General features: G+C 75.6%; 21 protein-coding genes. 14 read left to right on the top strand and 7 right to left on the bottom strand.

Annotated elements, in window-relative coordinates; genetic code table 11:
- The 6 genes from H1D33_RS09680 to H1D33_RS09655 are packed head-to-tail and all read left to right on the top strand — an operon-like array spanning nucleotide 1 to nucleotide 6,069.
- Nucleotides 1–1,104 carry an NAD(P)H-binding protein gene (locus H1D33_RS09680; protein WP_181568390.1) on the top strand — a complete coding sequence of 368 codons (1,104 nt, stop codon included), beginning with the start codon at nucleotides 1–3 and terminating at the stop codon, nucleotides 1,102–1,104.
- Nucleotides 1,101–2,264, top strand: coding sequence for a Gfo/Idh/MocA family oxidoreductase (locus tag H1D33_RS09675; protein WP_181568391.1), 1,164 nt, complete (start codon nucleotides 1,101–1,103; stop codon nucleotides 2,262–2,264). The genes H1D33_RS09680 and H1D33_RS09675 overlap by 4 nt, the downstream gene beginning before the upstream one ends.
- Entirely contained in the window at nucleotides 2,261–3,034 is a 774-nt protein-coding gene (locus H1D33_RS09670; RefSeq protein WP_181568392.1) for a thioesterase II family protein, read from the top strand. Before H1D33_RS09675 ends, H1D33_RS09670 begins: the two co-directional genes overlap by 4 nt.
- Nucleotides 3,031–3,852 (top strand): FAD binding domain-containing protein, encoded by an 822-nt coding sequence (locus tag H1D33_RS09665; protein WP_181568393.1) that lies wholly within the window; start codon nucleotides 3,031–3,033, stop codon nucleotides 3,850–3,852. Before H1D33_RS09670 ends, H1D33_RS09665 begins: the two co-directional genes overlap by 4 nt.
- Nucleotides 3,849–4,352: a (2Fe-2S)-binding protein gene (locus H1D33_RS09660; protein ID WP_181568394.1), complete on the top strand. Its 504-nt coding sequence runs from the start codon at nucleotides 3,849–3,851 to the stop codon at nucleotides 4,350–4,352. The genes H1D33_RS09665 and H1D33_RS09660 overlap by 4 nt, the downstream gene beginning before the upstream one ends.
- 28 nt (nucleotides 4,353–4,380) lie before the next feature.
- Nucleotides 4,381–6,069, top strand: coding sequence for a carbamoyltransferase family protein (locus H1D33_RS09655; RefSeq protein ID WP_181568395.1), 1,689 nt, complete (start codon nucleotides 4,381–4,383; stop codon nucleotides 6,067–6,069).
- Between the two features lie 34 nt (nucleotides 6,070–6,103).
- Here the strand turns inward: H1D33_RS09655 and H1D33_RS09650 are convergent, their stop codons facing one another.
- The gene (locus H1D33_RS09650; protein WP_181568396.1) at nucleotides 6,104–6,580 is read right to left on the bottom strand and encodes a VOC family protein; all 477 of its coding nucleotides are present in this window, start codon (nucleotides 6,578–6,580) and stop codon (nucleotides 6,104–6,106) included.
- A 10-nt stretch (nucleotides 6,581–6,590) separates the two neighbouring features.
- Nucleotides 6,591–7,661 (bottom strand): methyltransferase, encoded by a 1,071-nt coding sequence (locus tag H1D33_RS09645; RefSeq protein ID WP_181568397.1) that lies wholly within the window; start codon nucleotides 7,659–7,661, stop codon nucleotides 6,591–6,593.
- A 59-nt stretch (nucleotides 7,662–7,720) separates the two neighbouring features.
- On the opposite strand from H1D33_RS09645, the gene H1D33_RS09640 reads away from it, so the two are divergent.
- On the top strand, nucleotides 7,721–9,094 hold the full coding sequence (locus H1D33_RS09640) for an LLM class flavin-dependent oxidoreductase (RefSeq protein WP_181568398.1): 1,374 nt from the start codon (nucleotides 7,721–7,723) through the stop codon (nucleotides 9,092–9,094).
- A 6-nt stretch (nucleotides 9,095–9,100) separates the two neighbouring features.
- Here H1D33_RS09640 and H1D33_RS09635 read toward each other — a convergent pair whose 3' ends face one another.
- Complete coding sequence (locus tag H1D33_RS09635; protein ID WP_181568399.1) at nucleotides 9,101–10,252, bottom strand: acyl-CoA dehydrogenase family protein; 1,152 nt, start codon at nucleotides 10,250–10,252, stop codon at nucleotides 9,101–9,103.
- A gap of 92 nt (nucleotides 10,253–10,344) precedes the next feature.
- On the opposite strand from H1D33_RS09635, the gene H1D33_RS09630 reads away from it, so the two are divergent.
- The 3 genes from H1D33_RS09630 to H1D33_RS09620 are packed head-to-tail and all read left to right on the top strand — an operon-like array spanning nucleotide 10,345 to nucleotide 13,529.
- Nucleotides 10,345–12,066 carry an AMP-binding protein gene (locus tag H1D33_RS09630; protein ID WP_181568400.1) on the top strand — a complete coding sequence of 574 codons (1,722 nt, stop codon included), beginning with the start codon at nucleotides 10,345–10,347 and terminating at the stop codon, nucleotides 12,064–12,066.
- 24 nt (nucleotides 12,067–12,090) lie between these two features.
- Complete coding sequence (locus H1D33_RS09625; protein WP_181568401.1) at nucleotides 12,091–12,396, top strand: acyl carrier protein; 306 nt, start codon at nucleotides 12,091–12,093, stop codon at nucleotides 12,394–12,396.
- Nucleotides 12,393–13,529, top strand: coding sequence for a class I SAM-dependent methyltransferase (locus tag H1D33_RS09620; protein ID WP_246411490.1), 1,137 nt, complete (start codon nucleotides 12,393–12,395; stop codon nucleotides 13,527–13,529). The genes H1D33_RS09625 and H1D33_RS09620 overlap by 4 nt, the downstream gene beginning before the upstream one ends.
- 39 nt (nucleotides 13,530–13,568) lie before the next feature.
- On the opposite strand, the gene H1D33_RS09615 is transcribed toward H1D33_RS09620, so the two are convergent.
- Nucleotides 13,569–15,161, bottom strand: a complete 1,593-nt coding sequence (locus H1D33_RS09615) for a (2,3-dihydroxybenzoyl)adenylate synthase (protein ID WP_181568402.1) — start codon at nucleotides 15,159–15,161, stop codon at nucleotides 13,569–13,571.
- Nucleotides 15,162–15,253: 92 nt separating this feature from the next.
- Between H1D33_RS09615 and H1D33_RS09610 the strand changes: the two genes are divergently transcribed.
- From H1D33_RS09610 to H1D33_RS09600, 3 genes are read left to right on the top strand one after another with little or no spacing between them, the layout of a single operon-like run.
- Nucleotides 15,254–16,291 carry a methyltransferase gene (locus H1D33_RS09610; protein ID WP_181568403.1) on the top strand — a complete coding sequence of 346 codons (1,038 nt, stop codon included), beginning with the start codon at nucleotides 15,254–15,256 and terminating at the stop codon, nucleotides 16,289–16,291.
- Between the two features lie 10 nt (nucleotides 16,292–16,301).
- Nucleotides 16,302–17,327, top strand: a complete 1,026-nt coding sequence (locus H1D33_RS09605; protein WP_181568404.1) for a methyltransferase — start codon at nucleotides 16,302–16,304, stop codon at nucleotides 17,325–17,327.
- Between the two features lie 3 nt (nucleotides 17,328–17,330).
- Nucleotides 17,331–17,525 carry a ferredoxin gene (locus H1D33_RS09600; RefSeq protein ID WP_181568405.1) on the top strand — a complete coding sequence of 65 codons (195 nt, stop codon included), beginning with the start codon at nucleotides 17,331–17,333 and terminating at the stop codon, nucleotides 17,523–17,525.
- A gap of 48 nt (nucleotides 17,526–17,573) precedes the next feature.
- Here H1D33_RS09600 and H1D33_RS09595 read toward each other — a convergent pair whose 3' ends face one another.
- From H1D33_RS09595 to H1D33_RS09585, 3 genes are read right to left on the bottom strand one after another with little or no spacing between them, the layout of a single operon-like run.
- Nucleotides 17,574–19,817: a xanthine dehydrogenase family protein molybdopterin-binding subunit gene (locus H1D33_RS09595; RefSeq protein WP_181568406.1), complete on the bottom strand. Its 2,244-nt coding sequence runs from the start codon at nucleotides 19,815–19,817 to the stop codon at nucleotides 17,574–17,576.
- 24 nt (nucleotides 19,818–19,841) lie between these two features.
- Nucleotides 19,842–21,050 carry a cytochrome P450 gene (locus H1D33_RS09590; RefSeq protein WP_246411492.1) on the bottom strand — a complete coding sequence of 403 codons (1,209 nt, stop codon included), beginning with the start codon at nucleotides 21,048–21,050 and terminating at the stop codon, nucleotides 19,842–19,844.
- Entirely contained in the window at nucleotides 21,047–22,258 is a 1,212-nt protein-coding gene (locus tag H1D33_RS09585) for a cytochrome P450 (RefSeq protein WP_181568407.1), read from the bottom strand. Before H1D33_RS09585 ends, H1D33_RS09590 begins: the two co-directional genes overlap by 4 nt.
- A 78-nt stretch (nucleotides 22,259–22,336) precedes the next feature.
- Between H1D33_RS09585 and H1D33_RS09580 the strand changes: the two genes are divergently transcribed.
- Nucleotides 22,337–23,611, top strand: coding sequence for a cytochrome P450 (locus H1D33_RS09580; RefSeq protein ID WP_181568408.1), 1,275 nt, complete (start codon nucleotides 22,337–22,339; stop codon nucleotides 23,609–23,611).
- Nucleotides 23,612–23,649: the final 38 nt, after the last annotated feature.

The raw sequence follows: 23,649 nt of genomic DNA, 5'->3' as shown, positions 1-23,649 counted from the left end.
GTGCCCGGCACGATCGCGCTGGTGGGCGCGGCCGGCGGGGTGGGCCGGCACGCGTTGGCGCACCTGCTGGCGTGGACCGTGGACACCGTCCGCGCGGGCGGCCGCGACCCGGGGCGGCTGCCGGGCGGCGACGCGCGGGTCCAGGCGTACCCGGTGGACCTGACCGACCCCGACGGCCTGGACGCGTTCTGCGCGGGCTGCCACACGGTGGTCAACTGCGCCGGCCCGGCCGTCACGGTCGGCGACACGGTGGCCCGCGCGGCGGCCCGCGTCGGCGCCGCCTACGTGGACGCCGCCGGCGACGACGGGCTGCACCGGGCCGTCTCCGCGCTGCCCGGCTCCGCCGACCGGGTCGCGGTGATCTCCGCCGGGATGATGCCGGGCCTGTCCGGGCTGCTCCCCGCCTACCTGGCCGCGCACCTGCCGGACGCCCGCCGGATGTCCGGCTGGGTGGGCGGGCGCGACGGGTTCACCCCGGGCGCGGCGCGGGACTTCCTCGCCGTCGGCGACGGCGGGTACGGCGAGCCGCTGGCCGCCTGGCGCGACGGGGCCCGGCGCGCGCGGGCGCTGGCCGCGCGGGCCGGCGCGGTGGTGCCGTTCTTCGACGAACCGGTGCTGCTGCAGCCGTACCTGAGCACCGAGACCGAGCGGCTGGCCGCCCGGTTGGGCCTGGCCGACGTGGACTGGTGGTCGGCGTTCGCCGGCGGGCGGGTGCCGGCCGCACTGGCCGACGGCGCGCGGCGTGCCACCGGCGGTCCGGCGGAGCTGGCCGAGGCGGCGGACGCGCTGTGCCGGGCGGCCGAGCTGGACGCCTTCGGGCGGCCCCGCTACCAGGTGCTGCTCGTGGAGCTGGCCGGCCCGGGCGGCAGCCGGGTGCTGGTCTGCCGGGGCGTCGGCGCGAACGCGCTCACCGGCGCCGCGGTGGCGCTCGGCGCGGTGGCCGCCGCCGCCGGTGACCTGCCGCCCGGCGTGCACCACCTCGCCGAGGTGGTCGACCCGGTGTGGGCGGTGGACCGGCTGCGGGTCAGCCCGGCGGTGACCGCGCTGCACGTCGAGGACGGCCCGCTGTCCCGGCACGAACCGATCGAGGAGGGGGTGGCGTGAGACCGAGGGTGCTCGTCGCCGGTACCAAGTTCGGCCAGGTCTACCTGCAGGCGTTCCGGCAGCCCGACTTCCCGTTCGAGCTGGCCGGGATCCTGGCCGGCGGCAGTGCCCGCTCGGTGGCCTGCGCCCGGCACTACGGGGTGCCGCTGTTCACCGACGTGTCGCAGGTGCCCGAGGACGTGACGCTGGCCTGTGTGGTGATCCGCGGCGGCCTGCTCGGCGGGCCCGGCGGGGAGGTGGCCCGCGCGCTGATGGAACGCGGCATGCACGTGCTGCAGGAGCATCCGCTGCACCACGACGAGCTGGTCGAGTGCCTGCGCACCGCCGGGCGGGCCGGGGTGGTCTACCACCTCAACTCGTTCTACGTGCACACCGCGCCGGTGCGTCGGTTCGTCGCGGCGGCACGCGCCCTGCTGGCCCGCCGGCCGGCCCGCTACGTCGACGCGGCGTGCGGCTTCCAGGTCGCGTACGCGCTGCTGGACATCCTCGGCCAGGCGCTCGGCGGGGTCCGCCCGTGGGGGCTGGCCGCCCCGGCGGAGCTGCCCGAGCAGGTGCGCCGGCTGTCCCCGGTGGACGTGCCGTTCCGCAGCGTCGACGGGGTGCTCGCCGGGGTGCCGCTGACCCTGCGGGTGCAGAACCAGATGGACCCGGCGGACCCGGACAACTACGCGCACCTGCTGCACCGGGTCACCATCGGCACCGAGGCCGGCAACCTGACCCTGCTCGGCACGCACGGGCCGACCGTCTGGAGCCCCCGGCCGGACTTCCCGCAGCAGGTGCAGGACCGGGGGGTGGGCCGCCCGCACTTCGCCGGCTCCGGCGACGACGAGCCGGACCACCTGGACGTGCCGAGCGCGCAGCCGCTGGACGAGCCGACCGCGCCCAGCTACCGCGAGGTGTTCGAGCGGGTCTGGCCGGCCGGCGTGGGACACGCGCTGGGCGAGCTGCACCGCGCGGCGCAGGCCGGCGAGAAGCCGGTCCGCCACGGCCAGTACCACCTGACCCTGTGCCGGCTGTGGCAGGACGTCACCGCCCGGCTCGGACCGCCCGAGCTGCTGCACTCCACGCCGCCGCGGATGCTGCTGCCCGCCGACGTGGCCGAGCTGGCCGACGCCGCCGCCCATGCGGTCGAGCCGGAGCCGATCGGGGCGCGCCGGTGACCGCCGCCCGGACCTGGCTGCGCTGCCCCCGGCCGCTGCGCTGGCCGGCGCTGCGCCTGGTCTGCTTCCCGCACGCCGGCGGCAACGCGGCGTTCTACCGGCCCTGGGCGGCGCACCTGCCCGACGACGTCGAGCTGCACGCCGTGCAGTACCCGGGCCGGATGGACCGCACCGGGGAGCCGTTCGCCGCCGACCTGCCGAGCCTGGCCGCCGGTGTCGCGTCCGCGCTGCGCGCGCTGCCCGGCGACGTCCCGGTGGTCCTTTTCGGGCACAGCCTCGGCGCGTCGGTGGCGTACGAGACGGCCCGCCGCCTGGACGGGCCGGGCGGTGGGCTGCGGGCGCTGGTGGTCTCCGGCCGCCCGGCCCCGGACCGGCTGCGCGACACCCGCGTGCACCTGGCCGACGACGACACGCTCTGGGCCGAGACCGGCCGCCTCGGCGGGACCGGCCGGGAGACGCTGGAACACGACGGGGTGAAGGCGGTGGCCCTGCCGGTGCTGCGCGCCGACTACCGGATCGCCGAGACCTGGCGGCCGGAGCCACCGGTGCCGTTGCGCGCGCCGGTGCTGGCCTGCATCGGCGCGGACGACCCCGAGGTGACCGTGGACGAGGCGAACGCCTGGGCGGCCCGGACCCGGGGCCGGTTCACCCTGCACACCTTCGGAGGCGGGCACTTCTATCTGCTCGCCCACCGGCACCGGCTCGTCGAGACGATCCTGCGCGCCACGCACCGCAGCCCGGTGCCCACCTGGTCGGCGGCCGGCCCGTGATCCCGGCCCACCTGCGCTACCACCGCGCCGGCGACCTGACCGAGGCGCTGCGGCTGCGGCGCGAGCACGGTGACCTGCTGCGGCCGCTGGCCGGCGGGCAGTCCCTGCTGCCGGCGCTGAAGCTGCGCCGCGACGCCGTCGACACGCTGCTGGACCTGGGCCGCCTCACCGAGCTGTCGTACGTGGCGGCGCGCGGCGACCACCTCGCGATCGGCGCGCTGACCCGCTACCACCTGCTGCTCACCGACCCGCTGGTCGAGCGGCACGCCCCGATCCTGGCGGCGGCCGCCGCGTCGGTCGGCGACCCGCAGGTGCGCCACGCCGGCACGGTCGGCGGCGCGCTGGCCCAGGCCGACCCGGCCGCGGACGTGCCGACCGCCCTGGTGGCGCTGGCCGCCACCGCGGTCCTGACCAGCGTGGACGGTGCCCGGCTGGTGCCCGTCGCCGAGCTGGCCGTCGCGCCGGGCGTCACCGTGTGCCGGCCCGACGAGCTGCTCACCGAGGTGCGGGTGCCGCTACCCGGCCCGCGCCGGTGGAGCTACCGCACGTTCGCCCGGCCGGCGCTGGAGTGGTCGCTGGTCGCCGTCGCGGTGGCCGACGGCCGGGTCGCGCTGGCCGGCATGGACGACACGATCCGGCGCGCCACGGCCGTGGAGGCGGCGCTCGCCGAGGGCGCCGGACCGGCCGACGCGGCGGCGTACGCGGACCAGGGCTGCGCGCCCCCCGACGACGTACGGGGGTCCGCCGACTACCGCCGGCACCTGAGCCGGGTCCTGGTGGCCCGGGCGCTGGCCGACCGCAACCGGGAGCGACCATGACCATCGACACCCGACCCGGCGCCGCGACCGTCACCGTCACGGTCACCGTCAACGGCCGCCCGCAGCGCCGCGAGGTGCCGGCCCGCACGCTGCTGGTCCACCTGATCCGCGAGGAGCTGGCGCTGACCGCCGCCACCGTCGGCTGCGACACCTCGTCCTGCGGCGCCTGCACCGTGCTGCTCGACGGCCGCTCGGTCAAGTCGTGCACGCTGCTCGCCGCGCAGGCCGACGGCGCCGAGATCGGCACCGTGGAGGGGCTCGCCGACGGCGACCGGCTGCACCCGGTGCAGGAGTCGTTCCGGGAGCACCACGCGTTGCAGTGCGGCTTCTGCACCCCCGGCATGGTGCTCGCCGCGGTGAGCCTGCTGGCCGAACACCCGGGCCCGCTCACCGAGGCGCAGGTGCGGCACGGGCTGAAGGGCAACCTGTGCCGCTGCACCGGCTACCACAACATCGTCCGTGCCGTGCTCGCCGTCGACGCGGCCCGCCACGCCGGGTGAACGCCAGAAACCGGAAGGGAGACCGACGATGTCGGCACGCTACGTACTCGGGGTGAACATCGGCTTCCACGACTCCAGCGCGGCGCTGCTGCGCGACGGCGCGCTGTGCGCGCTGGTCGAGCAGGAGCGGGTCAGCCGGCGCAAGCACGCGGTGGGGCAGCCGCCCGCGGAGGCGGTCGCCGCCTGCCTGGCGATGGCCGGCATCGGGCCGGCGGACGTGGACACCCTGGCGATCGGCTGGGACTTCCGGCAGATCCCGCTGGGCCGCAACCGCCGGTTCACCACCGACGGGCTGCGCGCGATGCTCTTCCCCGACCAGGAGGACCTGGTCATGCCGGCGGTGCGCTGGGTGCCGCACCACGTCGCGCACGCCGCCAGCGCCGCGTTCAGTTGCGACACCGACGAGGCCGCGGTGCTGGTGGTCGACGGCGCCGGCGAGACCCAGTCGACGTCGATCGGCCGCTTCGCCGACGGCGAGGTGGAGATCCTGCGGGAGTGGCCGGTCGAGGAGTCGCTGGGCTTCTACTACAACGCCGCCGCCGAGTGGGCCGGACTGGGCTACTGGGGCACCGGCAAGCTGATGGGCCTCGCCGCGTACGGGCGGGCGGCGTCGGGCGCGCCGGTGCGGGCCGTGCCGGGCGGATACGAGCTGGTCCGGGCGCCCGCCGCGCAGGTGCCGGCCCGCCGGATCGCGTCGCTCGGCCCGCTGATGGCCTACTACCCGGCGGTGGCCGAGTCGCTACGGCCGGGCTTCGGGGCGTTCTTCCCGTACGCGCCGCGCGAGGCCGAGGAGCCGATCGCGTACGCGGACTTCGCCGCCACCGTCCAGCAGGGGCTGGAGGAGGCGGTGCTGTCGCTGGCCACCGAGCTGCGCCGGCGGGTGGACACGCCGGTGCTGGCGCTGGCCGGGGGCGTGGCGATGAACTGCACCATGATCGGGGTGCTGGTGCGCAGCGGGCTGTTCGACCGGGTCTACGTGCCGCCGGTGCCCACCGACGCCGGGGTGTCGCTGGGCGCCGCGCTGGTCTCCGCGCGCGAGTGCGGACCGTTCACGCCGACCCGCATCGACCACGCGTACTGGGGTCGGCCGGTGACCACGGAGGCGGGGGAGTCGGCCGCCGCCCGGGCCGGCCTGGCGCACCGCCGTCTCGGCGACGACGCGCTGGCCCGGTTCGTGGCCGGGGAGATCGCCCGGGGACGCATCGTCGGCTGGGCCCGGGGTCGCGGGGAGATCGGGCAGCGCGCGTTGGGCGCCCGCAGCCTGCTCGCCGACCCGCGCGACCGGCGCAGCCTGGAGCGGCTCAACGTGCTCAAGGGGCGGGAGATGTGGCGGCCGGTGGCGCCGAGCATGCTCGCCGAGCACGCGCACGAGCTGATCGAGGGCCGGCTCGACGACCCGTCCCGGTTCATGCTGGCCGCCGCGTCGGTGCGTCCGGACGCCCGGCGGCGGATCCCGGCGGTGACGCACGTCGACGGTTCGGCACGCCCGCAGACGGTGCACCGCGACACGAACCCCGGCTACTGGGCGCTGATCGAGCAGTTCCGGCAGCTCACCGGCGTGCCGGCGGTGGTCAACACGTCGTTCAACCTGGCCGGGGACCCGATCGTGGACTCGGCCACGGACGCGGTGGACACGTTCACCCGGGCCAAGGAGATCGACCTGCTGGTGCTCGGCGACACGGTGGTGACCCGCGGCGAGGACGACCTGCCGGCCTGAGCGGGTGGGGCGGGCCGGGAAACCCGGCCCGCCCTCAGGCCGCGCCGCGCCGCCGCTCTCGCCACACCTGCCGCAGCCGGTCCACGAAGAAGTCGCGGTTGACCCAGTAGAACTCCAGCCAGATGTGGTCCGGGTCGCGCAGCCAGATCTGCGAACCCGCCTCGTGCTTCGAGGTGGTGACGCCGGAGTGGGTCACGCCGAGGGCGTCCAGGTGGGTGACCCAGTCGTCCAGGTCGGCCCGCTCCGGCACGTGGTAGGCGAGGTGGTGCAGGCCGGGGCGGCGCTCGTCGAAGCGGTCCGGCACGCTCGGGTCGCCGGGCGGTTCGGCCCGGCCGAGCACCACCGAGGCGAACGAGCCGGGGTGCACCAGGGTGCGGAACCGGAACCCGGACTCGGGCGGGGTGACGTCGTTGACCACCACCATCTCGAAGACCGTCCGGTAGAACTCGGTGCTGCGGTCGAGGTCCACCACGGTGAGGTTGATGTGGTTGCGGCCGTCCAGGCGGGGCATCGGATCCTCCTCAGCTCGCCCGGCCGGCCGACGCGGCGGCGGCCGGGGCGTCGTCGGTGGGCGAATCCGCCGGCACCGCCTCCAGGACGGACATCGACGAGGTCGGCGTGATGCGGGCGAGGCGGAACCCGGCGTCGGCGAGCAGCGCGCGGAACTCGTCCTCGGTGCGGGTGTGCCCGCCGAACAGCGCGAGGGCCTTGACGTCCATCACCTTGCCGGTGTCGTCGTGGTTGCCGTACCTGCTGACCGACTCGACGATCACCACCCGGCTGTCCGGGCGCACGGCGGCGCGCACCGCGCGCAGGATCGCCGCGGCCTGCGCGTCGGGCCAGTCGTGGATGATCGTCTTGAGCAGGTAGACGTCGGCGCCCTCGGGCAGCGGGTCGAAGAAGCTGCCGCCGCGGGTCTCGCACCGGTCGGCGACGCCGGCGCGGGCCAGCACCGCCGGCGCCTCGGCCACCACGTGCGGCAGGTCGACCAGGATCGCGCGCAGTCCCCGGTGCCGGGCGAGCAGGCCGGCGGTGAAGGTGCCGTGCCCGCTGCCCACGTCCACCAGGGTCGCGGCGTCGCCGAGGTCGAGCACCGGCAGCACGGTACGCAGCACGAACGGGTTGACGCTCTCCGCCGAGCGCTCGAACCGGACGCACTCGTACGGGTGGTCGGCGAAGTGGTCGTAGTAGCGCGCGCCGTCGTGGACGTGGCCGAACGCGGTCTCGCCGGTGCGGATGCTGTGGGTCAGCCGCGCCCACGAGTAGATGTCCGGCGGCATGAGCGGGAAGCACTCGCGTACCGAGAACGGGTGGTCGCTGCGCAGCGGCTCGGCCAGCGGGGTGAGCCCGAAGACCTCGGGCTCGGTCTCGGTGAAGATGCCGCGCCCGGCCAGGGCGCGCAGGCCGCGGGTCAGCGCGCCGGGGTCCGCGCCGACGCGCGCGGCCAGCTCGCCCACCGGCAGCGGGCCGTCGGTGAGCTGGTCGGCGACGGCGAGGTCGCAGATGACCCGGATGGTGAACGGGACGATGTAGTCGGCCAGCTCGGTGAGCCGGGTGACCGAGGCGAGGTCGATGCGGGGCGTCACGGGCATGACGACACGGTATCCGCTCCACCGTTGCCATACCAGATACGATGCGAGATGCTTGATACGTGCATCTGAACCTGTTCACCCAGTGCTCGCCGTCCCCGCAGTTCAAGGGCTTCTGGCGGCATCCCGCCGACCGCAGCGCCACCGGCTACCGCGACCTCGGCTACTGGGTGGACCTCGGCCGCAAGCTGGAGGCCGCCTGCCTGGACGCGCTCTTCTTCGCCGACGTGCACGGCGTCTACGACGTCTACCAGGGCAGTTGGCGGGCGGCCGTGCGGCACGCGGTGCAGATCCCCTCGATCGACCCGCTGCTGGTGCTGCCGGCCGTCGCGGCCACCACCTCCCACCTCGGCCTCGCGGTCACCTACTCGACCACGTACCACGCCCCGTACGAGTGCGCCCGGGTGTTCAGCTCGCTGGACCACCTCACCGGCGGCCGGGTCGCCTGGAACATCGTCACCTCGTACCTCCGCTCGGCCTCGGCGAACGGGCTGGGCGCGCACCTGGACCACGACGAGCGCTACGACCGCGCCGACGAGTACGTCGAGGTCGCCCGCCGACTGTGGGAGGAGAGCTGGGACGACGGCGCGGTGGTGCGTGACGCCGAGGCGAACGTGTTCACCGACCCGGACCGGGTGCGCCAGATCGACCACCGGGGACCGTGGTTCGACGTGCGCGGTCCGCACCAGTGCGAGCCGTCGCCGCAGCGCACGCCGGTGCTCTACCAGGCCGGTGCGTCCGGGCGGGGGCTGACGTTCGCGGCCCGGCACGCCGAGGTGGTGTTCCTGACCATGGCCGAGCCGACCGACGGCGCGCCGCAGGTGGCGAAGCTGCGCTCGCTGGTGGCCGCGCACGGGCGCGACCCGCGCTCGGTCAAGGCGTTGCAGGGCAGCATGGTGATGGTGGCGCCGACCCGCGAGGAGGCCCGCCGCCGCGCCGAGGAGTACGTGGCGCTGTGGAGCGGCGAGGGCCAACTGGCCAAGTGGTGCGGCTGGATGGACGTCGACCTCGGCGCGTACCCGGACGAGACGCCGGTGGGCGAGATCGCCGGGCAGGGCAGCCACAGCTTCCTGGGTTTCCTGCGCCGGCTCGGACCCGAGCGCGCCTGGACCGTCGGCGACGTGCGCTACCTGGTGGCGACCGCGCGCCGGCCGCGCACCAACGCGCCGGTCACCCTCTTCGGCACCGTCGAGCAGGTCGCCGACCGGATGGAGCAGTGGATGGAGGTCGCCGACGTGGACGGCTTCAACCTGATTCCCTGCCCGACCACCCAGGGGATCGCCGACATCTGCGACCTGCTGGTGCCGGAGCTGCAACGGCGCGGGCTGTTCCGCACCGCGTACGACCCGGCGGAGCGGACGCTGCGGGAGCGCTACTTCGGTGCCGGCGCCCCGGTGCCGCCCCGGGTGCCCGCGCTGGAGCCCGCCTCGGCCTGAGGGCGCTCAGAACATGGTGGTGTCGACCGGCGCGCCGGCCAGCAGCGCGCCGACCGTGCCGTAGCTGTCCCGGCCGTTGACGAAGTGCTGGGTGGCGGTGTTGATGTCGCGCAGCCGTCGCTGCAGCGGCGAGCCGTCGAACACCGTGGACGCCCCGGCCAGCGCGTACGCCGCCTGCACGGCCTGGTGCGCGACGGCGGTGACCTGCGCCGCGGTGGCCCGCAGGCAGGCCCGCTCCAGCGGGCTGAGCACCTCGCCGCGGCGGGCGGTCTCCCAGGCGTTCTCGGCCTCGGCGTGCAGCAGCGCGCGGGCGGCGCGCAGCGCCACGTGGGCCTCGCCGAGCCGGTCGTGGAAGACCGGGGAGTCGGCCAGTGAGCGGGTGCTGAACGTGCGGCGGCGGCCGGCGGCGGCCTGGTCGGCGGCGTCGCGCACCGCGCCCTGGGCGATGCCGAGGTCGACCGCGGCGATGAGCAGCCCGGCCTGGGCGATCCGGAACACCGTGCGGTGCACCTCGTCGCCGCCGCCGACCAGGCTGAAGCCGCGGTGCTCCGGGCAGGTCCGGGCGGCGGCCCGGACGTCGAGGCTGGCGGTGCCGCGCAGGCCGAGCACCTGCCAGGTGTCGACCAGGTCCAGCTCGGCGGCGGGGAAGAGCACCATCCGGGTCAGCGGCGCGCCGTTGGGCAGCGTGCGGGGCGTACGTCCGTCGAGCACGATGCAGTTCAGGTAGATCCAGCTCGCCTGCGGGGCGCCGGTGACGAAGGGCCACCGGCCGTTGACCTGCCAGCCGCCCGCGCCGTCCGGGGCGGCCCGGCCCTTGGGCGCGACCGCGCCGGCGCCGAGCACGTCCGGGCCGGCGGCGTAGATCTCCTGCCGGGCGGCCTCGGGGAAGCAGGCGAACAGCAGGTGCGCCAGCCCGACCTGACCGACCAGCCAGCCGGTGGACGAGTCGGCGACGGAGAGCTGCTCGACCACCCGCAGCGCCTCGACCAGCGGCAGGTCGGCGCCGCCGTGCGCGGCGGGCACCAGCATGCGCAGGCAGCCGGCCGCGGCGAGGCCGGCGATGACGTCGTCCGGGATCCGGCCGGTGCGGTCGATCTCCGGCGCCCGTTCCGCCAGGTCGGGGAGCAGGCTGTCGACCCGGGGCAGCGTACTGGTCACGAACGCACTCTATCCGCTCACTCGTATCTTGTTTAGCCTTGTATCTGCTATCAATCTCAGATACATGTACTGAGGGAGGAGGTGACGGGCCGATGAGCGCAGACGCCACGCCGGGTTCGCCGTTGCTGAGCTGGCTGGAGCGACCCCGCGCGGACCGGGGGGTGCACTTCGCCGCCGCCGGCGACGAGTGGGACTTCCACTCCTACGCCGCACTCGCCGACCGCACCCGGGCGGTCCTCGCCGGCCTGACCGCCTCCGGGGTCGGCCCCGGCGACGTGGTGTCCGTCGTGGAGCCGGCCGGGCCGGACTTCGTGGCCACGCTGTTCGCCGCGATGGCCGCCGGTGCGGCGCCCTCGCCGATCGCCCCGCCGCTGACCTTCGGAGACCGCGACGTCTACCGCGAGCACGTGCTCGGGCTGCTGCGCGCCGCCGCGCCCCGGGTGCTGGTCTGCGCGCCGCGGCTCACCGCGACGATCGGGCCGCTGGCCGCGGCCGCCGGCGTGACCCGGGTGCTCAGCGCCGAGGAGCTGGTCTCCGCCGGCGGCGGCGCCCGGGGCACGGTCGCCGAGCCCGGCCCGCTGGCCCTGCTCCAGTTCACCTCCGGCTCCAGCGGCCGGGCCCGGGGCGTGCGCGTGCCGCACGCCGCGCTGGCCGCCAACGTCGCGTCGATCCGGCGGTGGCTGGCCATGACCCCCGACGACCCCACCGCCTCGTGGCTGCCGGTGCACCACGACATGGGCCTGATCGGCTGCCTGGTGACGCCGGTGGTGAACACCAGCGACCTGTGGCTGATGCCGTCCGAGGAGTTCGTCCGCGACCCGGCCCGTTACCTGCGCTGCTTCGGCCGGCACGGGGCGCGGCTGACCTCGATGCCGAACTTCGGGCTGGAGTACGTCGCCCGGCGGGTGCGCCCGGCCGCGCTGGACGGGATGGACTTCTCCGCCTGGCGGGCGGTGATCGTCGGCGCCGAACGCATCGACGTCGACGCGCTGCGCCGCTTCTGCGACCTGCTCGAACCGCACGGCTTCGACCCGCGGGCGCTGCTGCCCGCGTACGGGCTGGCCGAGGCCACCCTGGCGGTGACCGGGCTCCCGCTGGAGGAGCGGTACGCCGCCGTCGACCTGCGGCCGGACCGGCTGCGCCCGGGCGCGCGGGTGGTGGCCGGACCCGACGAGCCGGCCGACGACGGGCCGACGCAGCCGGTGGTGGGCTGCGGCCGTCCGCTGACCGGGGTCCAGGTGCGGATCCTGGACGCCGACGGCGCGCCGGTGCCCGACGGGGTGGTCGGCGAGATCGAGGTGCGGGGTCCGTCGGTCGCCCGGGGCTACGTCACCGACGGCGACTCGGCGTCGCAGACCGCGTTGGACGACGGCGTGCTGCGCACCGCCGACGCCGGCTTCCTGCACGAGGGCCAACTGCACGTGCTCGGGCGCCTCGGCGACAGCATGAAGGTGCGCGGCCGGGCGGTCTTCGCCGAGGACCTCGAATGGGCGGTCTGCCGCCCCGGGGTGCCGGCGCAGCGGATGGCCGCCCTGCTGGGTCACCGGGCCGGCGCGGCGACCGTGGTCGCGGTCTTCGAGCAGGCGCGCCCCGAGTGGCTGGCGCAGGCGTCGCAGGAGCTGCGCCGGCGGGCCGAGGGCGCGCAGGTGGTCATCGTGGACGCACCGCGCGGCACCATCGCCCGCACCTCCAGCGGCAAGCCCCGGCGACGCCAGATGTGGCAGGCGTTCGTCGACGACCGGTTGCCCGGCACCGTGGTCACCCCGACCGCCGGGCACCGGCAGCAGACCACCGAACACACGACGGCGTCCTGAGGGATGTCCGGACAGGAGGCGGCAATGACCGAGGCGACCAGGTCGACCCCGACCGAGGTACGGACCGTGGAGGACGTGCGCGAGTCGGTGACGGCGATCGTCACCGAGCTGGCACCCAACCCGGAGCAGATCGAGGGGGCCGGTGACTCGCGGCTGGTCGAGGACCTTGGCTTCCACTCGCTGGCGCTGCTGGAGCTGGCGTTCACCCTGGAGGACGAGTTCGAGCTGCCGCCGATCGACGAGACGACGGCCCGCAAGATCGTCACGATCGACGCGGTGGTCGAGCACGTCAGCGGCATCCTGCGCGAGCGCGGCGAGCTGGCCAGTTGACCACCCGCACCGGGCCCGCCCCCGGGCCGGCGGCGCCCGGTGCGCCGGCCGACGACGCGGCGCAGCGCCGCGCCCGCGCGCTGTCGCTGCGGCTGTTCCTGGCCATGCTGCACACCCAGGAGCTGCTCGCCGGCTACCTGGGCACCAAGCTGGGCCTGTACGAGGCGCTGAGCCGGGGTCCGGCCGACGCCGCCGAACTGGGCGCGCGGGCCGGGATCGCCCCCCGGTACGCGCGGGAGTGGCTGGAACAGCAGGCGGTGGCCGGCTTCCTCGACGTCGACGACGTGACCGCGCCGCCCGAGCGGCGGGTCTACCGGCTGCCGGAGGGGCACGCCGAGGTGCTGCTCGCCTCGGACAGCCCGCTGTCGCTGGTGTCGCTGACCATGCTGCCGCTGGGCGGGGTGGCTGGCGCGCTGCCGGCGCTGCTGGAGGCGTACCGCACCGGGGCCGGGGTGCCGGACGAGCTGTTCGGCGACGACTGGCGTCACGGGCACTCCGGGGCCAACCGGGCGCTGTTCACGCACGCGCTGCCCGGCTGGCTCGCCACCCACCTGCCGGCGGTCCACGACCGGCTCGCCGCCGGGCCGAGCCGGATCGCCGACGTCGGTTGCGGGGCCGGCTGGGCGGGCATCGCGCTGGCCCGCGCGTACCCGCTGGCCGAGGTCGACGGCTTCGACCTGGACGCGCCGACGCTGGCCGCGGCGGCGGAGCACGCCGCGGCGGCCGGGGTGGCGGACCGGGTGCGGTTCCACCGTCGCGACGCGGCGGAGGCGGAAGCGGCCGGCGGCTTCGACCTGGTCTGCGTCTTCGACGCGCTGCACGAGATGAGCCGGCCGGTGCCGGTGCTGCGGGCCTGCCGCCGGCTGCGCGGGCCGGAGGGCGCGGTGCTGGTGCTCGACGCCAAGGTGGCCCACCGGTTCGTCGCGCCCGGCGACGAGGTGGAACGGTTCCAGTACGCCACCAGCGTGCTGCACTGCCTGCCGGCGGGCCTGGCCGGGCCGGACTCGTCGGCGACCGGGACCGCGCTGCGCCCGGCCCAGGTGCGGCGCTTCGCCACCGACGCCGGGTTCGCCGACGTGCAGATCGTGCCGGTGGACGACCGCTTCCACCGGCTCTACCAGCTCACCGGCTGACCGCCGTGGGGCCGCCGGACGCACCGGCGGCCCCACGGCTCAGGCCGTCAACTCCGCGCCGAGCGCCCGCTTGTCCACCTTGCCCACCCCGGTGTACGGCAGCTCCGCGCGCACCTGGAGCCGGTCCGGCAGCTTGTAGCCGGCCAGTCCCCGCCCGGTGAGGAACTCCCGCAGCTCGCCCAGCGTGGGTGCGCTCCCGTGCGGCACCACCACGGCGCAGGTCTTCTCGCCGAGCACCCGGTCGGGCACCGGCAGCACCGCCACCTCGCGCACGCCCGGGTGGGCGAGCAGGTGCTCCTCCACCTCGCCGGCCGGTACCTTCTCGCCGCCGCGGTTCACCACCTCCTTGATCCGGCCGACCACGACCAGCTCGCCGGTCGGGGTCCACCGCACCAGGTCACCGGTGCGCAGCAGGCCGTCCGGGGTGAACGCGTGCGCGTTGTAGTCGGCGGCGCGGTAGTAGCCGCGCAGCGTGGTCGGCCCGCCGACGACCAGCTCGCCCACGTCGCCGTCGGGCACCGGCGCGCCGGTGTCGTCCACCACCCGGAACTCGTCGGCGGCCGACAGCGGCCGGCCCTGGGTGTGCGCGGCGCGCTCCGGCGGGTCGTCGGGCCGGGTGCAGGCGATCGGACCCTCCGCCATGCCGAAGAAGTGCGTCAGCCGGATGCCCAGCTCGTCCACCGCCCGGGCGGCCACCTCGGGGCTCAGGTTGGCGCCGCCCACCTCGACCACCAGGCCGGACAGGTCGGCGCGCAGCAGCGGCGCGAGGTCGGTCCAGAGCGGCAGGAACGCCGGCATCAGCGTGGTCAGCGTGACCTTCTCCCGGGCGACCAGCCGGAACGCCTCGTCGGGGCTGGGGCTGCCGGCGAGCACCGCGGTGCCGCCGGCCCGCAACGCGCCGAGCACCCCCGGGCAGCCGAGCGCCGCGTTGTGCGCGGCCGGCAGCGCCGCCAGGTAGACGCCGTCGGCGCCGAAGCCCATCGCCGCCGCGGTCGCCCGCAACTGGTACGCGTAGTCGTCGTGGGTGCGCGGGATCAGCTTCGGCACGCCCGTCGACCCGCCGGAGAGCAGGAAGAACGCCACGTCGGACGGGTCCGGTCGGGGCAGCGGCACCGGGTCGGCGTCCACCTGCGCGAGGGCGGTGAACTCACCGGGGTCGCCGACGACGAACACCTCCCGCAGCGACGGCGTCTCGGCGCGTACGTCGGCGGCCAGCTTGCGCAGGTCGAAGCCCTGGCTCTGGTCGACGGTCAGGTAGGCCACCGCCTCGGTGTGCGCGCACAGGTGGCCGATCTCGGCGCGCCGGTGCGCGGGCAGCGCCAGCACCGGCAGCGCGCCGAGGCGGAACAGCGCCAGGCAGACCACCACGAACTCCACCGAGTTCGGCAACTGCACGACCACCCGGTCGTACCGGCCGATGCCGCGCCCGCGCAGCCCGGCGGCCAGCCGGTCGGCGCGGCGGTCCAGCTCGCCGTAGCCGATCCGCTGCTCGCCGGCGACCAGCGCGGTCCGCTGTGGATCGGTGCGGGCCAGCTCCCGGCCCAGGTCGCCGAGCACCTCACCGCGCCAGTAGCCCTCGGCGCGGTAGCGCGCCGCGAGGTGCTCCGGCCAGCCCACGCAACCGTCAAGCATCGAAGCCTCCCGGGACGACGGTGACAGCGATCCCCACACAAGCTAGTGTGCACATACACGAGATACAAGACACGCGATAGGGGAGGCGGTTGATGGTGCTGGCCCGGCCCCGCGCCGATCTCGAGGCCCTCACCCGGCTCACCGAACTGGCCGACTACATCGTGCCGTTCACCGTGCGCGTCGTCGCCGACCTCGGCGTCGCCGACCAGCTCGCCGACGGCCCCCGCCCGGTGGCCGAGCTGGCCGACGCCACCGGCGCGCACGCGCCCGCGCTGCTGCGGGCCCTGCGCGCGCTGGCCGGCAAGGGCATCTTCACCGAGGTCGAGCCGGAGGTGTTCGCGCTCACCCCGCTCGCCGAACCGCTGCGCGCCGACCATCCGCTGTCGCTGCGCGACGCGTACCCGCTGCTCGCCGCCGACGTGCGCGCCTGGGCCGGGCTGGACCGCTGCCTGCGCACCGGCGAGGCCGCGTTCCCGCGCGTGCACGGCGCCGACTACTGGTCCTACCTGGAGCGGCACCCCGCCGACAGCCTGGCCGTCGACCGGTGGATGTCCAGCCTGACCAAGCTGCACCTGCGCACCGTGCTGCCGGCCTGGCCGTGGGCGCAGGCGCGCGAGGTGGTCGACGTGGGCGGCGGCGACGGGGCGTTCCTCGCCGGCCTGCTGACCCGCTACCGGCACCTGCGCGGCGTCCTGCTCGACCTGCCGCACGTGGTCGCCGCCGCGCCGGCGCTGCTCGACCGCGCGGCGGTGACCGACCGCTGCCGGGTGGTGCCCGGCAGCTTCTTCGACCCGCTCCCGGCCGGCGCAGACCTCTACGTGCTCAAGACGATCCTGCCCGGCTGGGACGACGCCCAGGCCACCGCCATCCTGCGTCGCGTCGCCGAGGCGATGCGGCCGGAGAGCCGGCTGCTGCTGCTGGAGGCGATCGTCCCGGCCGGCGACGCGTTCGACGTGGCGAAGCTGGTCGACGTGCACACCCTGGTCCTCACCGCCGGCCGGCACCGCACCCACGCGGAACTTCTCGACCTGCTCTCCGACGCCGGCCTGCGGCTCGACCGCGTCGTCGGCACCCCCACGCTCACCGTGATCGCCGCCGGTCCCGCCGGGGCGCGGCCGACCACCCCCTAGGAGGTTTCCGATGGCCCCGAGCCGACCCCGGATCGACATCGAGTCGGTGTTCCGACTGACCGAACTGGCCGACTACATCGTGCCGTTCACCGTGCGCGCCGTCGCCGACCTCGGCATCGCCGACCAGCTCACCGACGGCCCCCGCCCGGTGGCCGAGCTGGCCGACGCCACCGGCGCGCACGCGCCCTCGCTCCTGCGGGCCCTGCGCGCGCTGGCCGGCAAGGGCATCTTCACCGAGGTCGAGCCCGAGGTCTTCGCGCTCACCCCGCTCGCCGAACCACTGCGCACCGACCACCCGCTGTCGCTGCGCGACGCCTACCCGCTGCTCGCCCCGGACATCGAGGCGTGGGCGCACTTCGACCACAGCATCCGCACCGGCAAGGCCGCCTTCGACCAGGTGCACCCCGAGGGCTACTGGTCCTACATGGCCGCGCACCCGCGCGACAGCGCCCGCTTCGACGCCTCCCAGCAGGCGGCCACCCGGTTGGAGCTGCGCGCCGCGCTGCCCGCGTACCCGTGGGGGGACCTGGGCACGATGGTCGACGTAGGCGGCGGCAACGGCGCCTTCCTCGGCGGCATCATGGCCCGGTTCCCGAACCTGCGGGGCACCCTGTTCGACCTGCCGCACGTGGTCGCCGAGGCCGAGCCGGTGCTGCAGAAGCTCGGCGTGGCGCAGCGGTGCACGGTCACCGGCGGCAGCTTCTTCGAGACGGTGCCGGCCGGCGCGGACGCCTACATGCTCAAGCGCATCCTCTACGGCTGGGACGACGACGGCGCGGTCCGGCTGCTGCGCGCGGTCCGCGCGGCCATGCGCCCGGACAGCCGGCTGCTGGTGCTGGAGCCGGTGGTCGAGCCCGGCGACCGGTTCGACGTCGGCCGCCTCTACGACCTGCTGCTGCTGGCCATGGTCGGCGGCGGCGCCCGCTCCCGCGAGCACATCGAACGGCTGCTGGACGTCGCCGACCTGAAGCTGGCCCGCAGCCTGCCCACCATGATGTTCCCCATCCTCGAGATCGTGCCGAAGACGGAGGCCTGAGCGATGCGACTGGTCGTGGACTACTCCCGCTGCGAGAGCAACGCCGTGTGCGTGGGGCAGGCGCCGGAGGTGTTCGACGTCGGTGAGGACGACCTGCTGCACGTCACCGAGCAGCCGCTGGAGGGATCGCTGGGCCGGCGGGTGCGCGAGGCCGCCCGCCGCTGCCCGAAGCAGGCCCTCTCCGTCGTCGACGACTGAGCGTCGGCGGGCGTGCCCGGGCCGCGGTGACCCGGGCACGCCCGCCGGTCAGGCGGTCGCGGACCGGATCGCCGACCAGACCCGCTCCGCGGTCAGCGGCATGTCGACGTGCCGCACGCCCAGGTGGCGGACCGCGTCGAGCACCGCGTTCTGCACCGCCGGGGGCAGCCCCACCGCGCCGGACTCGCCGAGGCCCTTGGCGCCCAACGCGTTCACCGGCGTCGGCGTCTGCATCGCCACCGTGTCGAACGAGGGCAGCTCCGCCGCGCCGACCATCGCGTAGCGGTGCAGGTCGCCGTGCAGCGGCGTGCCGTCGGCGGCGAAGCGGACCTCCTCCACCAGCGCCTGCCCGGCGCCCTGCGCCAGCCCGCCGTGCACCTGCCCCTCGGCCAGCAGCGGATTGAGCAGCACACCTGCGTCGTCCACGGCCACCACCCGCAGCAGGGTCACCCGGCCGGTCTCCACGTCCACCTCGACCACCGCCAGGTGCGCCCCGTACGGGCAGGTGGCGGCCGACGGCTGGAACGTCGCCTCGGCGTACAGGCCGTCGCCGTCGGCCAGGTCGGTCCAGCCGACCTCGTCGCCGGACGCGGCACGGAACCGGCCGCCGGTGAACTCGACCGCCTCGGCCGGTACGCCCCACCGTCCGGCCGCCGCCTCCCGACCCCGGTCGACGAGCGCCAGCGCCGCCTCGCGGACCGCCATCCCGCCGGTCTGCAACGACCGGGAACCACCGGTGCCGCCGCCGGCCGGAATCGTGCCGGTGTCGGAGAACACCACGTCGACCCGCTCCACCGGCACGCCCAGCACGTCGGCGGCGAGCATCGCCCAGGCGGTGCCGTGGCCCTGCCCGTGCGGGCAGGTGCCGGAGCGGACCTCCACCCGGCCGTCCGGGCCGACCCGCGCCGAGGCGTACTCGCTGCGGGTGTCCGCGCCGGTCAGCTCCACGAACGTGGACAGTCCGACGCCGAGCTGGCACACGTCGCCGCGAGCGCGGCGGGCCGACTGCTCGGCCCGCAGCGCCGGGTAGTCGGCCTCGGCGAGCACCCGTTCCAGCGCGGCCGGGTAGTCGCCGTTGTCGTAGCGGGCGCGGGTGACGGTGGTGACCGGGAAGCTCTCCGGCGGCAGCAGGTTGCGTCGCCGCACCTCGGCCGGGTCCAGGCCGATCTCGGCGGCGTACAGGTCGATCATCCGCTCCAGCGCGGCCACCGCCTCGGGCTGCCCGGCGCCCCGGTAGGACACCACCGGCGTGGTGGTCGTGGTGACGCTGGCCGAGGAGAACCGGGCGCGGCTGATCCGGTACGGGCCGGTCAGCATGGTCCGGGTCCAGAACGGCAGGATCGACCCGATGCGCGGGTACGCGCCGGCGTCCTGCACCACGTCCAGCGCGTACGACACGATCCGCCCGTCGCGGGTGCCGCCCAGCTCGGCGCTCTGCCGCTGCGCCCGCCCGTGCCCGGCGGCGACCATGCTCTCGCTGCGGGTCTCCGCCCAGCGCACCGGCCGGTCCAGCCGCCGGGCCGCCCAGGCCAGCAGCACGTCCTCGCGGCTGGCGAACGCCTTCGAGCCGAACGCGCCGCCGACGTCGCCGTTGACCACCCGCACGCGGTCCTCCGGCTCGCCCAGCGCGGCGGCCAACTGCGCCCGCCACAGGTGCACGGCCTGGCTGCCGGCCCGGTAGCGCAGCCCGTCCGGCCCCCACACGGCCTGCCCGGCCCGCGCCTCCAGGGGGCACGGCGCGACCCGCTGGTTGGTCATCCGCTGCCGGATCACCACCTCGGCGCCCTCGTGCAGCTCGGCCCGCCCGGCCGGGCGGCGGAAACCGAGCTTGAGCACCATGTTCGTGCCGGCGTCGGGGTGCAGCACCAGCGCGTCGGTGAGCGCCTCGTCCGGGTCGACCAGCGGCGGCAACGGGTCGATGTCGACCTCGACCAGCGCGGCGGCGTCGACCGCCTCGGCCCGGCCGGTGGCCACCACCGCGGCGACCGGCTCGCCGACGAACCGGACCACGCCGTCGGCCAGCACCGGCGTGGTCATCTTCTGGTTGAGCACGCCGGCCTCGGGCGGCAGCGGCGGCAGGTCGACGTCCGCGGCGGTGAACACCGCGACCACGCCCGGCGCCCGGCGCGCGGCAGCCACGTCGACGCCGCGCAGCCGGCCGTGCGCCACAGTGGACCGGACGAAGACCAGCTCCAGGGCGCCGGGCACGATGACGTCGTCGGCGTACGTCCCGCCGGTGGTGAGCAGGACACGGTCCTCGGTACGCCGGACCGGGCGGCCGATCAGGGACATGCGGCGACTCCTCGCGATGCCGGCTCAGGCCGGGGTGACGGCGAGCGGGATCGACGCGTAGGACCGGAACAGCGCGCTGGGCTCCCGTTCCGGCGTCGCGGCCAGCTCCACCCCGGCGAGCCGCCGGGCGAGCCGGTCGAAGATCACCGCTCCTTCGATGCGGGCCAGCGCCGCGCCGAGACAACCCCGGACGCCGCCGCCGAACCCGACGTGCGGGTTGGGCCGCCGACCGACGTCGACGCGGCCCGGGTCGGCGAACACCTCCTCGTCGTGGTTGGCGCAGCCCAGCAGCAGGAACACCGAGCGACCGGGACGGATCACCCGATCGCCGACCGGCACCGGCTCCAGCGCCAGCCGCGCGGTGTACTGGATCGGCGCGTCGAACCGGACGAACTCCTCGGCGGCGGTGCCGGCCAGCGACGGGTCGGCGCGCAGCCGCCGCCACTGCTCGGGTTGCCGCGCCAGCGCCACGGCGCCGGTGCAGACCATGTTCATGGTGGTCTCGTAGCCGGTGAAGCAGAGGAAGACAACGTTGTCGACGACCTCCTCGACGCCCTCGGCCGGGTCGGCCACGGCGAGCATCCGGTCGAGCAGGTCGCCGTCGGGGTCGGCGCGCCGTTCGGCGAGCACGTCGCGCACGTAGCCGCGCAGCCAGCTCAGCGCGGCGTCGGCGGCCGGCCGGTCGGCGGCCGGCAGGAACGGCGTGAACGCCCGACCGAGCGCCGACGCGCGCGGCCACACCTCCGCCCGGGTGCGCGCCACGGGCAGCCCGATCAGCTCGCAGACCACGCTCGCGGCGACCGGGAACGCCAGGTCGGCCACCGCGTCCAGGCGGCCGGTGTCGCACGCGGGCGCGAGCAGTTCGTCCACCATCGCGCCGATGCGCTCCGCGCTGCGCCGGGCGACGCCGGGGCTGAACGCGCGCACCATCTGCTGGTGCAGCCGGCTGTGGTCGTCCGGGTCACGGGTCGGGATGATCCGCCGGAACACGTCGCGGGACAGGTCCGGCGCCATCCGGAACTGCGGGTCCTCCTCGGGGAAGGTGTTGCTCAGCCGGCGGTCGCGCAGCAGGGCGACCACGTCGCGGTGGCGGGTGACGCCCCAGCTCGCCGGCCCGAAGCGGCACAGCGGGCCGGCGGCGCGCATCCGCGCGTACGTGGGGTAGGGGTCGGCGACGACCTCGGGGGAGAGCGGGTCCATCCGCGCCGGCAGGACCCGGCCGGCGCGGGTCACCGGCCGACCGCCACCGGCACGCTGGCGTACGAGCGCAGCGTCCCGTCGGTCTGCCGGCGCGCCGGGCCGGCGGCGGTGAGCGTGGGGAAGCGGCGCAGCAGCGTCTCGAACGTCACCTGCGCCTCGACGCGGGCCAGGTAGCCGCCGAGGCAGTGGTGGATGCCGCCGCCGAAGGACAGGTGCGGGTTCTCCTCGCGGGTGACGTCGAGGCGGTCCGGGTCGGTGAACTGCTCCGGGTCGCGGTTGGCGCTGCCCAGGAGCAGGATGAGCACCCGCCCGGCGCGGATGGTGCGGTCGCCGACGGTGACGTCCTCGCGGGCCAGCCGGGCGACGCCCTGGATCGGGCCGTCGTAGCGGAGGAACTCCTCCACCGCCCGGGGCACCAGCGTCGGGTCGGCGCGCAGCAGGGCCTGCTGGTCGGGGTGCTCCAGCAGCGCGGCGACGCCGGTGGCGAGCAGGTTGGTGGTGGTCTCGAAGCCGGCGAAGAACGCGAACACCGCGTTGTCCACGATCTCGTCGGCGGCGAGCACCGCGCCGTCGTCGTCGGTGGCCGCGAGCATCCGGGACAGCAGGTCGTCGCCGGGTTCGGCCCGGCGCCGGTCGAGGATCTCGCCGAGGTAGCCGCGCAGCCACTCGACCGCCCGATCGGCGGCGGGGCGGTCGGCGTCGGGCACGATCGCGGCGAAGGCCTTGCTGAGGTCGAGCGCGTGCGGCCGGATCTTCTCGTGGTCGGCCGGTGGGATGCCCATCAGCGCGCACACCACCATCACCGGCAGCGGAAAGGCGAGATCCGAGACCGCGTCGAACCGGCCGGCGCGTTCCGCCGGGTCGAGCAGCTCGGTGACCATGGCCTCGATGGTGGGGCGCAGCCGGCGTACCAGGGCGGGGGTGAACGCCCGGGCCATGAGCCGGCGCAGCCGGCCGTGCTCGGGCGGGTCGCGGTAGAGGATGATGCTGCCGAAGAACGACCCGGCGGGGCCGTCGCCGGCCGACATGCGGTGGTAGTCGGCCGGGAACTCGCTGCCCAGGCGCGGGTCGCGGACCAGCCGGGCGACGTCGGCGTAGCGCGTGACGCCCCAGCTTCCCGGCCCCATCCGGCACAACGGCCCGGCCGCGCGCAGCGCGGCGTAGGTGGGGTAGGGGTCGGCGACCACGGCCGGGTCGCGCGCGTCGAATCTCGGCGGCATGCGGGTACGGGCCGACGTCATGCCCGCCAGTATGCGCAACCAAAGATACGAGAAACAAGTGCTTCCGAGATACGGGAAACGCGATTAGGCTCCGGTGTCATGACCGAGACCGTGGCGAGCGCTGATCCCCAGATCATCGCGATGGAGTTGCTGATGAAGGCCCCGGCCACCGTCAGCAGCCCCTACCCGCACTACCACGCGCTACGTGCCGCGGCGTCGAAGTACCGGATGGAGCAGCCCGGCCAGGGCATCGGCTGGGTGCTCACCGGATACGACGAGTGCCGCGCCCAACTGCGCAACCCGGCGCTGGACAAGTCGGCGCAACGTCCCCGCATGGGTGACTCCCGTGGCCGGCAGGGCGCCCGTACGCTGCTCTTCCTCGACGGGCCGGAGCACACCCGGCTGCGCGGGCTGGTCAGCCGGGTGTTCACCCCCCGGCGGGTGGAGACCCTGCGCCCCCGGCTCGCCGGCTTCGTCGACGGGCTGCTCGACGACGTCGCCCGTGAGGTCGGCCCGACCGGCGGCGAGGTCGACATCGTCGGCTCGTTCGGCTTCCCGCTGCCGGTGATGGTGATCGGCGAGCTGGTCGGCGTGCCGCCGGAGGACTGGCCGCTGCTGCGCCGGCTCACCCGCGCCGCCTCCGCCGGCCTGGAGATCTTCGCCCCGGAGGAGGTGCTCAAGGCATCCGACCAGGCGCTCGGTGAGATGGAGGAATACTTCACCGACCTGGTCCGCAAGCGCCGCGAGAACCCCCGCGACGACCTCGCCTCCGCGCTGGGGCAGGTCGAGATCGACGGCGACCGGCTCGGCCTCGACGAGCTGATCCAGGTCATCGTGCTGCTCTTCGGCGCCGGGTTCCAGACCATGACCGACCTGATCGGTCTCGGCACCCACGCCCTGTGCCGCAACCCCGACCAGCTCGACCGCCTGCGCGCCGAGCCGGACCTGACCCGCTCGGCGATCGAGGAGCTGCTGCGCTACGACTCCCCGGTGCACGTGCTGGGCCGGGCCGCGGTCGAGGACACCGCGTTCCTCGACGGCACCCCGCTGCGCGCCGGCGAACACGTGATCACCCTGATCGGCGCGGCCAACCGGGACCCGGCCCGCTACGCCGACCCGGACACCCTCGACATCGCCCGCTTCGCCGGCGCCGAACCCCCGGAGACGCCGCTGTCGTTCGCCTGGGGCCCGCACCACTGCCTCGGCGCCCAGCTCGCCCGCGCCGAGGGCCAGATCGCGTTCCGCCGCCTGGTGGACCGGTTCGCGGTGGTCGAGCTGGCCGACCCGGACATCGACGAGATCGACCTGGAGTGGCGGCACAGCAGCACCTTCCGCGGGCTGGAGGAGCTGCGGGTGCGGCTCGTGCCCGCCTGAGACAGCCACCACCACACGCCGACAGCCGAGAAAGGGGG

It is taken from the genome of Micromonospora ferruginea, assembly GCF_013694245.2.
In the GTDB taxonomy this organism is placed as follows: domain Bacteria; phylum Actinomycetota; class Actinomycetes; order Mycobacteriales; family Micromonosporaceae; genus Micromonospora; species Micromonospora robiginosa.
Note: the sequence above shows the minus strand (reverse complement) of the source record. Positions and strands in the feature narration are given on the sequence as shown.